At 62.6% G+C, this 13,173-nt stretch carries 13 protein-coding genes; 2 read left to right on the forward strand and 11 right to left on the reverse strand.

All coding sequences use genetic code 11. The annotated features are described in order from the left end of the window. Positions 1-339 precede the first annotated feature (339 nt). The 5 genes from AC0L2M_RS15335 to AC0L2M_RS15355 form a co-directional block, all read right to left on the reverse strand. Positions 340-2,061 (reverse strand): ABC transporter permease, encoded by a 1,722-nt coding sequence (locus AC0L2M_RS15335; protein ID WP_473535287.1) that lies wholly within the window; start codon positions 2,059-2,061, stop codon positions 340-342. Then, a complete protein-coding gene (locus AC0L2M_RS15340) occupies positions 2,061-3,086 on the reverse strand; it encodes an extracellular solute-binding protein (RefSeq protein ID WP_128168145.1) in 1,026 nt (341 codons plus the stop codon). Before AC0L2M_RS15340 ends, AC0L2M_RS15335 begins: the two co-directional genes overlap by 1 nt. Positions 3,087-3,201: 115 nt before the next feature. After that, complete coding sequence (locus AC0L2M_RS15345) at positions 3,202-4,266, reverse strand: ABC transporter ATP-binding protein (protein WP_473535288.1); 1,065 nt, start codon at positions 4,264-4,266, stop codon at positions 3,202-3,204. A 147-nt stretch (positions 4,267-4,413) separates the two neighbouring features. Next, the gene (locus AC0L2M_RS15350) at positions 4,414-4,743 is read right to left on the reverse strand and encodes a phasin family protein (RefSeq protein ID WP_023801209.1); all 330 of its coding nucleotides are present in this window, start codon (positions 4,741-4,743) and stop codon (positions 4,414-4,416) included. A 334-nt stretch (positions 4,744-5,077) separates the two neighbouring features. Further along, positions 5,078-5,203 (reverse strand): hypothetical protein, encoded by a 126-nt coding sequence (locus AC0L2M_RS15355; protein WP_280809885.1) that lies wholly within the window; start codon positions 5,201-5,203, stop codon positions 5,078-5,080. Here AC0L2M_RS15355 and AC0L2M_RS15360 point away from each other — a divergent pair. Next, positions 5,181-6,503 (forward strand): D-alanyl-D-alanine carboxypeptidase, encoded by a 1,323-nt coding sequence (locus tag AC0L2M_RS15360; protein ID WP_287174276.1) that lies wholly within the window; start codon positions 5,181-5,183, stop codon positions 6,501-6,503. The two genes, AC0L2M_RS15355 and AC0L2M_RS15360, sit on opposite strands and share 23 nt — an antisense overlap. A 44-nt stretch (positions 6,504-6,547) precedes the next feature. On the opposite strand, the gene AC0L2M_RS15365 is transcribed toward AC0L2M_RS15360, so the two are convergent. The 4 genes from AC0L2M_RS15365 to AC0L2M_RS15380 all read right to left on the reverse strand — a co-directional run bounded on the left by AC0L2M_RS15365 (position 6,548) and on the right by AC0L2M_RS15380 (position 10,038). Further along, positions 6,548-7,249 (reverse strand): DnaJ domain-containing protein, encoded by a 702-nt coding sequence (locus tag AC0L2M_RS15365; protein WP_198032858.1) that lies wholly within the window; start codon positions 7,247-7,249, stop codon positions 6,548-6,550. Further along, entirely contained in the window at positions 7,246-7,977 is a 732-nt protein-coding gene (locus AC0L2M_RS15370; protein ID WP_287174278.1) for a VWA domain-containing protein, read from the reverse strand. The genes AC0L2M_RS15365 and AC0L2M_RS15370 overlap by 4 nt, the downstream gene beginning before the upstream one ends. A 97-nt stretch (positions 7,978-8,074) precedes the next feature. Next, the gene (locus tag AC0L2M_RS15375) at positions 8,075-8,512 is read right to left on the reverse strand and encodes a DUF1489 family protein (RefSeq protein WP_473535289.1); all 438 of its coding nucleotides are present in this window, start codon (positions 8,510-8,512) and stop codon (positions 8,075-8,077) included. A 122-nt stretch (positions 8,513-8,634) separates the two neighbouring features. Next, the gene (locus AC0L2M_RS15380; RefSeq protein ID WP_128168142.1) at positions 8,635-10,038 is read right to left on the reverse strand and encodes an L-serine ammonia-lyase; all 1,404 of its coding nucleotides are present in this window, start codon (positions 10,036-10,038) and stop codon (positions 8,635-8,637) included. Positions 10,039-10,199: 161 nt separating this feature from the next. Between AC0L2M_RS15380 and AC0L2M_RS15385 the strand changes: the two genes are divergently transcribed. After that, a complete protein-coding gene (locus AC0L2M_RS15385; protein WP_023801203.1) occupies positions 10,200-10,955 on the forward strand; it encodes a DUF599 domain-containing protein in 756 nt (251 codons plus the stop codon). A 188-nt stretch (positions 10,956-11,143) separates the two neighbouring features. Here AC0L2M_RS15385 and AC0L2M_RS15390 read toward each other — a convergent pair whose 3' ends face one another. Beyond that, positions 11,144-12,709, reverse strand: a complete 1,566-nt coding sequence (locus tag AC0L2M_RS15390; protein ID WP_473535290.1) for an amidase family protein — start codon at positions 12,707-12,709, stop codon at positions 11,144-11,146. Beyond that, complete coding sequence (locus AC0L2M_RS15395; protein ID WP_473535291.1) at positions 12,709-13,167, reverse strand: GNAT family N-acetyltransferase; 459 nt, start codon at positions 13,165-13,167, stop codon at positions 12,709-12,711. The genes AC0L2M_RS15390 and AC0L2M_RS15395 overlap by 1 nt, the downstream gene beginning before the upstream one ends. Positions 13,168-13,173 lie beyond the last annotated feature (6 nt).

Genomic DNA, 13,173 nt, shown 5'->3' on the forward strand with positions numbered 1-13,173 from the left:
AATATGGCTAGGTGGCCAAACTTGACCGATTTTTCGAAATCGTGAAGGCAGCAGAGCCCCTGATTTCAAATTGAGGGCATCGCATCGAAAGTACGCTAGTCAACGGCAAGGGAAAACGAAGCCTGAACTCTGTCATGCTGCCCACTGCTTCGGTCGATAGGTTGAGCGGTTTTCCGACCCGTCGCTTTGGCGGCACGATCCGATAGGCGTGGAGCACTTACGATTTATCGTAGATGCGTCAGCTAACGAAACAACATGCATCTGAATAACGAACCTGGAGTCGCATGATCCCTTCAGACGCGCTTTAGGTGCCAGCGAGTCTGTTTAGGCCGGACACACTTAGGATTTCCATCGTCCAACACGAGCGAGAACAGCGACAGGCAAGGTGCCGACGAGGACTATGGCAAGTGCCGCGATCGAGGCTTCCTCGTAGGTCCCGCGCGCCGCCTCGCCGTAGAGATGCGTCGCCAGGGTCTCGAAATTAAGCGGCCTCAACAGAAGCGTCGCCGGCAACTCCTTCATGCAATCGACAAACACGAGCAAGCCCGCAGCGACGAGCGACGGTTTCGAAAGCGGCAGAAGAATATGCCGGAATGTGCCAGTCACATTCTGGCCGAGGCTGCGCGCGGCGTGATCGAACGAGCGCGGAATGCGGCTGAAGCCCGCCTCGACCGAACCGACCGCAATCGCCAGGAAGCGTGCGACATAGGCGTAGCCGAGCGCTGCTCCTGACCCGATCAGCAGCAGGCCGGTTGGCGCGCCCAGCCATGCTAGCGCGGTTCGGTCGATCATCTGATCGAGGGCCGCGACGGGCAACAATATTCCGATGGCCACCACGGTGCCAGGCATCGCATAGCCGACCGTGGAAACCCCCTGCAAAGCCGCCGTGACGCGGCCGGGAAGCGAGCGCGCCGTATAGGCGATGATCACGCCGAAGAGCAGGATTGCGAGCGTGGCCATGGCCGACAGGGTGACGGTGTTGAGCGTTTCCGACAAGAGCCGGGGCGACAGCCCTGCGAAACGGACGCGCTTCCACGCCTCGACGACAAGATAGCTCGCCGGGGCGATGAACCCGATGAACACCGGCAGAAGGCCGAGCGCAAAAACCACCAGACCCGAAACGGTGCCGAGACGATGCGGTGTGAAACTCCGCGCCTTTTGTGCGCTCGACCAATAACGCTGACGACGGCGCGCCCAACGCTCGATGGTGACGAGCGCGACCACCAATGACAGCATGGCGAGCGCAATCTGCGCCGCGCCCGGCAGGTCGGACCGCGTCACCCATGTCGTGTAGACCGAGACCGTCAGTGTCTTCACGCCCAGGAACTCCGAGGCACCGATGTCGTTCAGCGCCTCCATCAGCGCGAGGCTGACGCCGACGGCGATCGCCGGACGTGCCAGCGGCAGCGCAACGCGCCAGAAGACGCCGCCTTTGCCACTTCCAAGCGTGCGCGACACCTCGACTAGATTGGCCGCCTGGGTGAGAAACATCGCCCGCGTCGTCAGGTACACATAGGGATAGAGCACGAAGCCGAGCAGCACGATGCAGCCGGCCATCGACCGGATGTCGGGAAGGCGGAATTCGTGTGGGCTGGTGAAGCCAAGTGCCACTCTGAGCGCACCCTGGACCAAGCCGATCGGATGGAGAAGATCGAGATAGACGTAGGCGATTATGTAGGTCGGCACCGCGAGCGGGAGGAGCAGCGCCCATTCGAGAAACCTGCGGCCGGGAAAGTCATAGGCGGTGACAAGCCAGGCCGTCGAGGTGCCAAGAAGCGTGACGAGGACACCGACGCCGATGAGTAGCGCCGTGGTCTGCTGGAAGGCCTGTGGCAGCACATAGGCGAGGAGATGCGGCCAGAGCCCGCTCGATCCCCGCAGCGCCTGCCAGATAAGGGCGAGAACCGGAGTCGCCACCAGCACAGCGACAAGCACGGTCGCCATGAACCACAGTCGCCCGGACCAGTACCGGGCGACCTTCACAGTGGAGGCTCTTCGCAGGTCGACATCCGACATCGGGAGATCACCGGGCGCAGCACTGCCCACGCCCGGATCGCCCATCAGTTGTCGAAGCCGACCTTCTCGGCCAGTTCGCTTGCCTGCTTGCGATGCTTGACGATTTCCGTCATCGGCACTGGATCGACTTTCAACGCGCCGAACGAGGCGATGATCGGGTCGATCGGAGCGCCGGCCTTGACCGGGTATTCGAAATTTGCCTTGGCATAGAGTGTCTGGGCGTCGTCGGAAACCAGATATTCCAGCAGCTTGACCGCCTCACCCTTGTTCGGCGCATGCTTTGCGACGGCCGCGCCGCTGACGTTGACCTGCGTGCCGCCATCCTTGAACGTTGTCAGGACGACCTTGATCGCGTCGCCCCAGGCGACCTGCTCCTCACCGCCCTTGCCGGAGCGCATCAGTCCGACGTAGTAGGAATTGGCGATGCCTATCTGGCAAATGCCGCCGAGGATGTCCTTGGCCACATCGCGGTCGCCGCCGCCCGCCTTGCGGGCGAGATTCCCCTTGACGGCGGCAAGCCATGCTTCCGTCGCCTCGGCGCCGTTATGTGCGATGTAATCGGCAAAAAGAGCGGTGTTGTAGGGATGCTGGCCGGACCGGATGCAGACCTTGCCCTTCCATTTTGGATCGGACAGGTCCTCGTAGTTGAACGCGGCAAGATCGAGATCCTTGGCCGCGTAGAGTACGCGGGCCCGCATCGACAGAGCAAACCAGTTGTTGGCCGGGTCACGCAGGTTCTCCGGGACCGCGGCTTTCAGAACATCGGACTCGACCGGCTGCGTCAGGCCTTTTTCGGCCAGGTCAGCTAGGTTGCCGACATCGACCGTCATGAGAATATCGGCAGGTGAGCTTTCCCCTTCCGAGGCCACACGCTCCGCCAGACCATCTTTCATGAAGACTGTATTGACCTTGACGCCGCTCGAGGCGGTGAAGGCGTCAAGCAGCGGCTGGATCAGCCCAGGCTCACGCGTGGTGTAGATGTTCAGTTCGGCCGCCATGGCGCTGGCCCCGCCAGCGAGGGCGAAGACGCCGCCCACCAGGGCGAGTCGCAATGTGGAAAGGCTCTTCATGAAGCGGTCCTCCATTAATTGATTGGTGCGGCCGGCATTGGTTGACAGCCCGGGAATTGCTCGATCATATGTGAGTAATTTAGTCAAGTTACTTTGCGACCAAAGCGCTTGCGACTTATGCCGCAGCGAATATCAGCACGCCGCCTGGATCTATGGTCAGATGGATCGGCTCACCCGGCTTTACATCGATCCGGCTGGTGGTGCGCAAACGCAAGAGGTCAGCAACGCCCTCGATCCTGACCAGCAATTGTTCGATCTCACCCAGAAAAGAGCGGTTGACGACAAGCGCCGGCAGACCTTCGTTGGAACCTGAAAGGCAGACAGCCTGCGGGCGGATGCAGGCAAACGCCTTGCCGCCTTCCGGAAGATCGAGCCGGGCTGGAAAGGTGCCCAGCACCGTTTCGACCCGGCCATCGCGGTAGATGCCCTCTACCCTGTTACACGGGCACAAGAATTCGGCGGCGTAGAGTGAGTTGGGATGATCATAGATATCGTAGCCCGTCCCGACCTGCACAACCCGCCCCTCCTGCATCAGCACAACCCGGTCACCGACGGAAAGGGCCTCCTCCGGGTCGTGCGTGACGAGGATCGCCGTCGTCCCCAAGGCTCTCAACGTCGAAATGGTCTCCTCGCGCACCCGCTCCCGCAGGCCACGATCAAGGTTCGAGAAAGGCTCGTCCATCAGCAGGATGACGGGTTTTGGGGCAAGCGCCCGCGCCAGTGCGACTCGCTGCTGCTCGCCACCTGAAAGCGTGTGTGGGTAACGGCCGGAAAGCGCCTGGATGCCGATTCGGGCGATCACCTCGGCCGCACGGGCGCTCGCCTCGCGCCGCGACAGCCGCTTGAGGCCGAAGGCCACGTTCTCCTCGACGGTCAGGTGCGGGAACAGGGCATAATCCTGGAACATGAATCCGATGTTGCGGTCTTCGGGCTCGACAAAGCTGTTCGCGCCCGCGATCTCAATGCCATTGAGCAGAATTCTTCCGCTGTCCGCAGTATCGACGCCTGCAATGATCCGCAAAAGCGAGGATTTGCCGCAACCGGACTGGCCGACCAGGCAGACGATCTCTCCAGGCGCAATCGACAGCGAAACGTCATCCAGCGCCTGGGTGTCGCCGAAGCATCGGCTGATGTGTTCCAGCGTTAGCGGAGCGCCGGCATCATTTATCGACCCATGCATCATTCGCCCTCCGACACGCTGGCTCATAGCTGTTTAGATCAGCGTCGATCGGCTGGAAACTTAATTGCCATGAAAAAACCCGGCCGCACGTTCGCGACCGGGTCCGTCTTGCTGGCCCAAGGGCCGTGTTCACATCTTGTAGCGAGATTATTTCGCCTTTGCGACGATCGATTCGAACGGCTTGTAGGCTTCCTTGGCGAGTTCGGCATAGAGGTCACCGATCTTGGTGGCTTCGGTGACGAAGGCTTCGTACGACTGCCTGGCAAAATCGGACTGGATCTCGATCGCCTTCTCCAGCGACTTGGCCGACAAAAGTTTCTCGGCTGCTGCGCTGCCGGCCTCGAAGCTTTTCTTGGTGTACTCGCCCGCCTCGGTGGCGATGGCCTGCGCGCCCTTGGAAAGGGATGCGAAGCTCTTCAAGCCGCTATCCGCAAACTCCTTGCCGTATTTGCTGAAATCTTCATAGGTCTGGGTCATTCACGCAATCCCTTGCCAGTTGTCCTTGAGCGGTGGACGCGGCCTTTTCTCGGGGCCGCGTTGTGCAATGCAAGTAATATATTGTGCACTGCACAAAAGTCAAGGTTTCACCGACTCTGGGTTTCACCAAGTGCCATCCGGCCAGCAGATCGGCGCAACCGTCGGGAAATGGCTAAGATTCGAATAAAGAAAAGCTCAAGCTCGAAGAAAATGGTGAACGCCGCGGTTACCATAAACGGATTGGTAACGCTGGCCGCGATAGCTTGGCTTGAAGTGAGGCAGGACCCCTTTGCCGCCTCCACCGCAACAAAAATTCAAAGGAACCATCGGTGCGTCAGGCGTTGTCGGGCATTCTCTCCAAATCCGCGTCTTCCTTGAAAACGATCATGATCCTCGCTTTGGCGATGACATTCGTCGTTGCCGGAGCTGCTTCGTCCATGGCGGCGAGGTCGGCGGCCATCGTCATCGACGCCAAGACCGGCAAGGTGCTTTACTCTTCGAATGCCGATGGCCGACGCTATCCCGCCTCGCTCACCAAAATGATGACGCTTTACCTGGCCTTCGAGGCCATGGCGAACGGCAAGATCGGCAAGAACTCCCGGGTCGTCTTCTCGGCCAATGCCGCTGCCGAACCGCCGACCAAACTCGGCGTCAAACGGGGCGGCGCGATCACGGTCGAGACCGCGATCCTGTCGATGGTGACCAAGTCGGCAAACGACTCGGCAACCGCAATCGGCGAACTTCTCGGCGGCAATGAAGCCAATTTCGCCCACATGATGACGGCCAAGGCGCGGGCCCTGGGCATGAAGGGGACTGTTTTCCGCAACGCCCACGGCTTGCCAAATCCCGGTCAGTTCACCACCGCGCGCGACATGGCGGTGCTCGGCATCGCGCTGCGGGAGCATTTTCCCCAGTATTACAGCTATTTCTCGCAGCGTTCCTTTCTCTACGGCCGCAGGCGCATCAACGGCCACAACCGCCTGCTTGGACGCATCAAGGGCGTCGATGGCATCAAGACTGGTTACACCCGCGCCTCCGGCTACAATCTCGTTTCCTCGGTCGACGACGGCGATCGCCGCATCGTCGCGGTGGTCATAGGCGGGAAATCCGGCGGCAGCCGCGACAACCAGATGGCCGCATTGATCAAAACCTACCTGCCGAAGGCGTCGTCGCGCGGCAGCGGCATGCTGATCGCCAAGGCCAGTGGTGGCAACCCGATCACCGCGCTGGCGAAAGTATTCCTGCCCAAGCGCGACGCGCCGACGCCGGACAGCAGGCCGGACGACGATGCGGCGTACAACGAGGCCCCGGACGGCGATGCCATTGCCTCCCTGGTGGAGGAAACCGAGCCCGTCGTTGAAGAAGCCACCCCCGTCGTTGAGACCAGGCCCGTCTCCCAGACCAGGAAGGTCGAAACAGTGGCCGCCGCTACGGCGGACGATGTGGCGACCGCACGGGTCGCAGCAGCCTATGGCGAACCGGCAACGGTCGATCCCGTCAACACGGCATCGGTGCCGTCCGGCTGGGCAGTCCAGGTCGCCTCTTCGCCAAAACAGTCCGAAGCCCAGGCTCTCCTGGACGAGACGAGCAAACAGGCGCCTTCGGTCCTGGCCGATGCTGTGGGCTTCACCGTCGCCTTCGAGAAGGGCGGCGTCACCTACTACCGCGCCCGGTTCGGCTTTGGCTCGAAGACTGCCGCCTCGAAAGCCTGCAACGCCCTGAAGAAAAAGAAAATCGAGTGCTACGCCGTCCACCAGTAGGCGGCGTCGAAACATCTCCCGGAAGAATTCTGCGTCGAAGGAGACTAGTTGTGATTGGAGAGCAAGACGTCCTTGGCTTCGTTGATCCGCGCCGCCAGAAACGAAGTGCCGCCGAGATCGGGGTGCAGGCGCTGCATCAGGCGGCGGTGCGCCTTGCGGACATCCGCCGCGGCGGCCCCCGCTTCAAGACCAAGGATCTTGTAGGCCTCCTCCTTAGTCATGGCGCCCGAACCTGGCGAAACACCCAGCCCGTCGCCACCATTCGCCTCCGCGTCTTTGCGCCAGATGGGAAATCTGCCGTCAAGATACGTCTCTAGCAGCTGGCGGCTCTCCGGGTCGCCGGGGAGTTCGCGATAAAGCTGCTGCAATTCCGCAAGGCTCATCGTGCCTAGCATCTTGCCTTCATGGCGGCCGGCGAGCACGAGCCCCTCCAGATTGCCGGTATCGTGATCAAGCTCCATTTCGAGGGCCGCGGTGCGCACCGTCGAATACTTGCCCGGCTCCAGTTTCGCCGTCGGCCGCTTCATCCGCATCGAGCCATACCAGGCGAGCGCCGTCGACAGGATCAAGCCGCCGATGCCTGCGCGTCCAACCAGAAGCGCGGCGACGCCGATCAGCGCCAGCAGGACAGGCCCAAGCGTCCTCATCCAGCTTGCGAGTTTCGCGGGGTCGGAGCGCAGAAACACCATGGCCACGCCGAGCAGCACCAAAAGCAACGCCACGAATGCGATAGTCGCGCCCATCATTTCCTGCCGCTCCGCAGATGCTCGATCAGCAGCCGGTCTTCCGGCCTGCCCCTGGCCTCCAGAGCCTTCAGCCCGCCCGTCGCAAACACCGCAACCGCCGATAGCAGGCTGGCCAAGGTTGCGGCGGCCCGCCGATCAAATCGGAACCAGGCGCCTTTGGACAGCCGCGCAATATCCTTGAACGCCTTTTCCGCGCCGGCATCATGGCCCTCCTGAAACACGAAGACAGGAACGCCGTGCAGGCCGAGGCTGCCGGCCTTTTCCGCCAGATCGTCGATATTTTCCTCCATCGCGTCGCCGATATAGACCAGGGCGTTGACCTTGGCCGCCGCCGTCTGTTTCAGCGCATGGGCGAGCACCTTGCCGATCTGGGTGTGGCCGCTGCGGCATTCGATCCGCGTCATCAGCTGCTTCAGCGCGTTCGTATCGGTGACGAATGCGGATGAGCGGCACTCGCCAAAACCGCGAAAATAGACCAGTTGGACCTTGAGCGCCCCGGCCTTGCCGACGGCGTCGAACATCTCGCCCTGCAGCGCACAGGCGAGATCCCAGGTCGGCTGGCGGCTCATGGTCGCGTCGAGGGAAAGGATCAGCCTGCCAGTACCGGTCGCGGACGCAGCCAGCGTCCTTGCCTGACGGATAAACGCGTCGATCTCGCCGGTGCTCGATTGGGATTCGACCGGCGCAGGATTGGCCTTTGCGGGCACGGGCTGCTTCTTGTCGCTCATGACATTCAAGATGTGGCGTTGTCGCACAGCTTGCAAGCCCAGCATGAGGCTATCTGGAGGGCCGGCGATCACCGCAGCTTTGAATTTTGGGGCCTTCCTAGAGAAGGCCGAGATCGGCAAGCTCGCGCCTGAGTTTCGGCGGCATTTCGACCAATCCCGCTTTGCCCTTGGAGAGATTGGCCGGTGCGTCCGACGGTTTCAAATAGCGCCAGCCTTGAAAGGCGCGGCGCGGCTGCCATTCAGTCGGCACGACCGCGGGATCGAGGATCAGGTGACAGCGGCCGATACCCTCGTCATCGGTGAAAGGACGGATTTCGGTGATCAACTGGCGGCACTGCACGTTGCCCTTGATTACCCAGTAGAGGGAACCGCCATCGGTGACCTCGGCGCTGCGCGTCGGCGTCATGCGGGTGGTGTGGTAGTGCTCGACCGGTTCACCGGCGCGCCGCCGTTCGTCGAGGCGGAACGCGATCCACTCTTCGAGATCTTCGACGCTGTCGCAGCCAACGCAGAGCTTTATGAGATTGAGGGACATGGATCAAGGTTTAGTCCGGCGCGCGAAGGCGTCAACTGGCCCAATCGACTTTCTCCACAGTGCCGACTTTCTCCACAGTGCCGCTGTTCTCCACGGCGCCAATCCACAGTGCAAGGTTTGGCTCAGCATTCCACGATATTGACGGCCAGTCCGCCGAGGCTGGTTTCCTTGTATTTCTCGTTCATGTCGAGGCCGGTCTGGCGCATGGTCTCGATCGCGGCATCGAGCGGCACGAAATGAACGCCGTCGCCCTTGATGGCCAGCGACGCGGCAGTCACCGCCTTGACGGCGCCGAGCGCGTTGCGCTCGATGCAAGGCACCTGCACCAGCCCGCCGACCGGATCGCAGGTCATGCCGAGATGATGCTCAAGCGCGATCTCGGCGGCGTTCTCGACCTGCTCAGGCGTGCCGCCCATCACGGCGCACAGCCCCGCTGCCGCCATCGCCGAGGCCGAACCGACCTCGCCCTGGCAGCCGACCTCGGCGCCCGAGATCGAAGCGTTGGTCTTGATGATGCCGCCGACCGCTGCTGCGGTCAGCAGGAAATCGCGGATGCTCGGCTGGTCGGCCTCGGGATGGAAATGCAGCCAGTAGCGCAGCACCGCCGGCAGCGTGCCTGCAGCACCATTGGTCGGCGCGGTGACGACGCGCCCGCCGGCGGCGTTCTCCTCGTTCACCGCCATGGCATAGATCGACAGCCAGTCGTTGGCGAGCAGCGGATTGGGCCGGTTCTGCCGCCACTGCTCCTGCAGCTTGTCATGCAATTGTCGCGCGCGTCGGCGCACCTTCAGGCCGCCCGGCATGATGCCGTCCTGCGACAGGCCGCGCTCGATGCAGCTCTTCATCGCGCTCCAGATGCCGTCGAGGCCGGCGTCGAGCTCTTCGCGCGACATCTGCGTCTCTTCGTTGACGCGCTTCATGTCGGCGATGGAAAGACCGCTTTTCGCGGCCATCGACAGCATCTCGACAGCGTTCTTGAAGGGGTATGGAACGTTTTTGCCTTCCGTCGTCACCGAGCCCTTCGCCTTCATCCGCTGCAGCTCTTCTTCGGAAACCACGAAGCCGCCGCCGATCGAATAGTAGATGCGCTTGAGCAGCAGGCGGTCGTCGGCATCATAGGCAGAGAAAGCCATGCCGTTGGCGTGGCCGGAAAGCGGCGTCTTGCGATCCAGCACCAGATCCGTCGCCGGGTCGAAGCGATAGGACGGATGGCCGGGCGGCGAAATCCGCTTCTCGGCGGCGATGCGGTCGACGATGCCGTCCGCCTGATCGGGGTCTACCGTCTGCGGCGTCTGGCCGGCAAGCCCGAGCACGACGGCGCGATCTGAACCATGGCCGATGCCGGTATAGGCAAGCGAGCCGTGCAGGCTGGCGGCGATGCGGTCGACCTTGGCGCCGACCGGGCGTGGCCAGTCATCTCCCGCGACCTCGTCGAGAAAACGCCGCGCAGCCGTCATCGGTCCCATCGTGTGCGAACTCGATGGTCCAATGCCGATCTTGAACAGGTCGAAAACCGAAAGGAACACGCGCCGCTCTCTCCTGTTGGAATCTATATATAGGAATTCCTGTGATGTTTCCGCTCTTTCGAAGATTGCGGCGCTGCACCTGCCGACCTTGTTTGCTCCGGCAGCGACATCGTTGCGTTCCGCCATCGAAGCGCCGCCACCGCTTGTGGTAAGAGGGTTGCATGGGCGATTCCTTCCATTTGTCGACGGCAGACCTCGTTGCGCTTGCCTTCTTCGTTTTCGTGTGGGTGCTGCATACGCTCGCCTCCGACGGAAAGCTGGTCAGGCGCATGTCGCTGACGACGGCGATGAACGTCCAGCGTCAAGCCTGGATGCGGAACATGGCCGAACGCGAGGTCCGCATTGTCGACACCGCCATCATGGCCGGCCTTCAACAGGGAACCGCCTTCTTCGCCTCCAGTTCGCTGATTGCGATCGGCGGCTGTTTTGCCCTGCTCGGCGCCTCCGATCAGGTTGTTTCGGTGCTGAGCGACCTGCCGCTCGGCGCGACGTCGTCCCGCTCCGCCTTTCAGATGAAGGTGTTCGGATTGGTGCTGATCCTTGCCTATTCCTTTTTCAAGTTCGGCTGGGCCTACCGGCTGTTCAACTATTGCTCGATTCTGATCGGTGCGGTGCCGATCCCGCACGGCGAGGCTTCACGCAACCCGGTCAGCGAGACGGCGGTATGGCGGGCGGCGCGCATGAACATGCTGGCCGGAAAACATTTCAATTCCGGCATGCGCGGCGTGTTCTTCTCGATCGGCTATCTCGGCTGGTTCGTCGACCCAAAAGTATTCGTGCTGTCGACGCTGCTGTTGCTGGCGGTTCTGGTGCGTCGCCAGTTCTTCTCGGCGGCGCGGCAAGCCGTGATTGGTCAGCCGCCCGAGCCGACACCCGGTCCGGGAAAAAGCCGATCGATGCGGCCCGACAGCCGGTAGGCGACGAGCCCGGTCCATTCGCGGACCGCCGTGCTGGTAGCTGCAGCGAAACGAAGGGATCGTCGCGAGACAGGCCGATGCCTTCCTTGCCGGAGGTGCGGATCGCCAGATTCAACGGCTGGACGAGGAGCCAGAAGACCTTGGAAAGATGTTAGAACATCCCTCACCCCTTCAGGTGGGAGACGACACTACCACCACTTTTCCGGCTGGAACGTACCCGCAGCCTGTTCGATGACATGGGCGGTCTGGCACAAGGTTTCCTCGTCGAACGGCCGGCCGATGAGCTGCAGGCCGAGCGGCAGGCCCTTGGCGTCGAGCCCTGCGGGCACGGCGATGCCCGGCAGTCCGGCCATGTTCACGGTCACCGTGAAGATGTCGTTGAGGTACATCTTGACCGGGTCGGCGGCCATGTCCTCGTCGGCGATGCCGAAGGCCGCCGACGGCGTCGCCGGCGTCAGGATGACGTCGACGCCGGCAGTGAATGCATTTTCGAAATCCCGCTTGATGAGGTTGCGCACCTTCTGCGCCTGCAGATAGTAGGCGTCGTAGTAGCCGGCGGAGAGCACATAGGTGCCGATCATGATGCGGCGCTTGACCTCGCGGCCGAAGCCGGCGGCGCGGGTCTTCTCGTACATGTCGACGATGTCCTTGCCCGGCACGCGCAACCCGTAGCGGACGCCGTCATAGCGGGCTAGGTTCGACGAGGCTTCGGCGGGCGCGACGATATAATAGGCCGGCAGCGCATACTTGGTATGCGGAAGCGAAATGTCGACGATCTCGGCGCCGGCATCTTTCAGCCAGGCAATGCCCTTCTGCCACAGCGCCTCGATCTCGTCGGGCATGCCGTCGACGCGGTATTCCCTCGGGATGCCGACCTTCATCCCCTTGATCGGCTTGCCGATCGCCGCCTCGTAATCCGGCACCGGGCGGTCGACCGAGGTGGTGTCCTTCGGATCGACCGAGGCCATGGATTTCAAGAGAATCGCGGCGTCACGCACGTCGCGGGCGATCGGACCGGCCTGGTCGAGCGACGAAGCGAAGGCGACGATGCCCCAGCGCGAGCAGCGGCCGTAGGTCGGCTTGATGCCGACCGTGCCGGTGAAGGCGGCGGGCTGGCGGATCGAGCCGCCGGTGTCGGTGGCGGTGGCGCCGGCACACAGGAACGCCGAAACGGCGGAGGCCGAGCCACCCGACGAGCCGCCCGGCACGAGCTGGGCGTTATCCAGCGTACGCGCGGTCCTGGTGCCGCCGGCCGAGACAAAACCGCCATCGCCCTGATGCGTGGTCGGCATCACCATCGTGTCGACGCGCGAACGCCGCCATGGATTGACGACCGGGCCGTAGTAGGAGCTCTCATTGGACGAGCCCATGGCGAACTCGTCCATGTTGAGCTTGCCGAGCATGACGGCGCCGTCGGCCCACAGATTGGCAGTGACGGTCGATTCGTAGTGCGGCTTGAAGCCGTCCAGCACATGGCTGCAGGCTTGGGTGTGGATGCCTTCGGTGCCGAACAGGTCCTTGACGCCGAGCGGAATGCCTTCGAGCGACCCGCCCTCGCCCTTCGCAAGCTTTGCGTCCGCGGCCCTGGCCATGTCGCGCGCCTTGTCATCGGTAACGACGACATAGGCATTGAGCGCCGGATTGGCCCGCTCGATTGCCTGGAGATAGGCTTCGGTGATCTCGGTTGCGGTGATTTCCCGGGCGCGCAGCTTGGCGCGGGCCTGCGAAATCGTCAGGTGGGTCAGGTCGCTCATCAGGCAAGGCTCTTTTCGTAAAACACCGACCACCCGGAATCGGGATAGTCCAGCACCGGGCCGCAGCGCGAAAATCCGGCGCGTTCATAGACGGTCCACGCAGCCGGATGGCGGTCGCCGGTTTCCAGCACCAGACGCTTCAGTCCTTCATTGCGCGCCAGCGCCTCGATTCGCTCGACGATCCCGGCGCCGATCTTCTGCCCGCGATGCGAAGGCCGCGTGAACATGCGCTTGACCTCGCCGACGGCGCCGTCATGGCGTTTCAGCGCGCCGCAGCCGATGGCGAGGCCGTTGTCACGAGCGATGAAGACAGTCGTGTCGTTGTCGGCCATCTGCTCGACGGTCATGTGGGAGCAGTGCTCCGGCGGCGTCAGTTCCAGCAGCGTGTCGTTGAGCTCCTTGACCAGCCCGCGCACGTCGTCCTGCAGCGGCGTTTCGATGGCGATCTCGATTGCCATCGGCCC

The organism is Mesorhizobium sp. WSM4806, from assembly GCF_055811635.1.

Excerpts from the sequence above, each read along its gene's own strand:
- AC0L2M_RS15335 (WP_473535287.1), bottom strand. The coding sequence starts at position 2,061 with ATGGGCGATCCGGGCGTGGGCAGTGCTGCGCCCGGTGATCTCCCGATG.
- AC0L2M_RS15340 (WP_128168145.1), bottom strand. The coding sequence starts at position 3,086 with ATGAAGAGCCTTTCCACATTGCGACTCGCCCTGGTGGGCGGCGTCTTC.
- AC0L2M_RS15345 (WP_473535288.1), bottom strand. The coding sequence starts at position 4,266 with ATGCATGGGTCGATAAATGATGCCGGCGCTCCGCTAACGCTGGAACAC.
- AC0L2M_RS15350 (WP_023801209.1), bottom strand. The coding sequence starts at position 4,743 with ATGACCCAGACCTATGAAGATTTCAGCAAATACGGCAAGGAGTTTGCG.
- AC0L2M_RS15360 (WP_287174276.1), top strand. The coding sequence starts at position 5,181 with ATGGCGGCGAGGTCGGCGGCCATCGTCATCGACGCCAAGACCGGCAAG.
- AC0L2M_RS15355 (WP_280809885.1), bottom strand. The coding sequence starts at position 5,203 with ATGGCCGCCGACCTCGCCGCCATGGACGAAGCAGCTCCGGCAACGACG.
- AC0L2M_RS15365 (WP_198032858.1), bottom strand. The coding sequence starts at position 7,249 with ATGATGGGCGCGACTATCGCATTCGTGGCGTTGCTTTTGGTGCTGCTC.
- AC0L2M_RS15370 (WP_287174278.1), bottom strand. The coding sequence starts at position 7,977 with ATGAGCGACAAGAAGCAGCCCGTGCCCGCAAAGGCCAATCCTGCGCCG.
- AC0L2M_RS15375 (WP_473535289.1), bottom strand. The coding sequence starts at position 8,512 with ATGTCCCTCAATCTCATAAAGCTCTGCGTTGGCTGCGACAGCGTCGAA.
- AC0L2M_RS15385 (WP_023801203.1), top strand. The coding sequence starts at position 10,200 with ATGGGCGATTCCTTCCATTTGTCGACGGCAGACCTCGTTGCGCTTGCC.
- AC0L2M_RS15390 (WP_473535290.1), bottom strand. The coding sequence starts at position 12,709 with ATGAGCGACCTGACCCACCTGACGATTTCGCAGGCCCGCGCCAAGCTG.
- AC0L2M_RS15395 (WP_473535291.1), bottom strand. The coding sequence starts at position 13,167 with ATGGCAATCGAGATCGCCATCGAAACGCCGCTGCAGGACGACGTGCGC.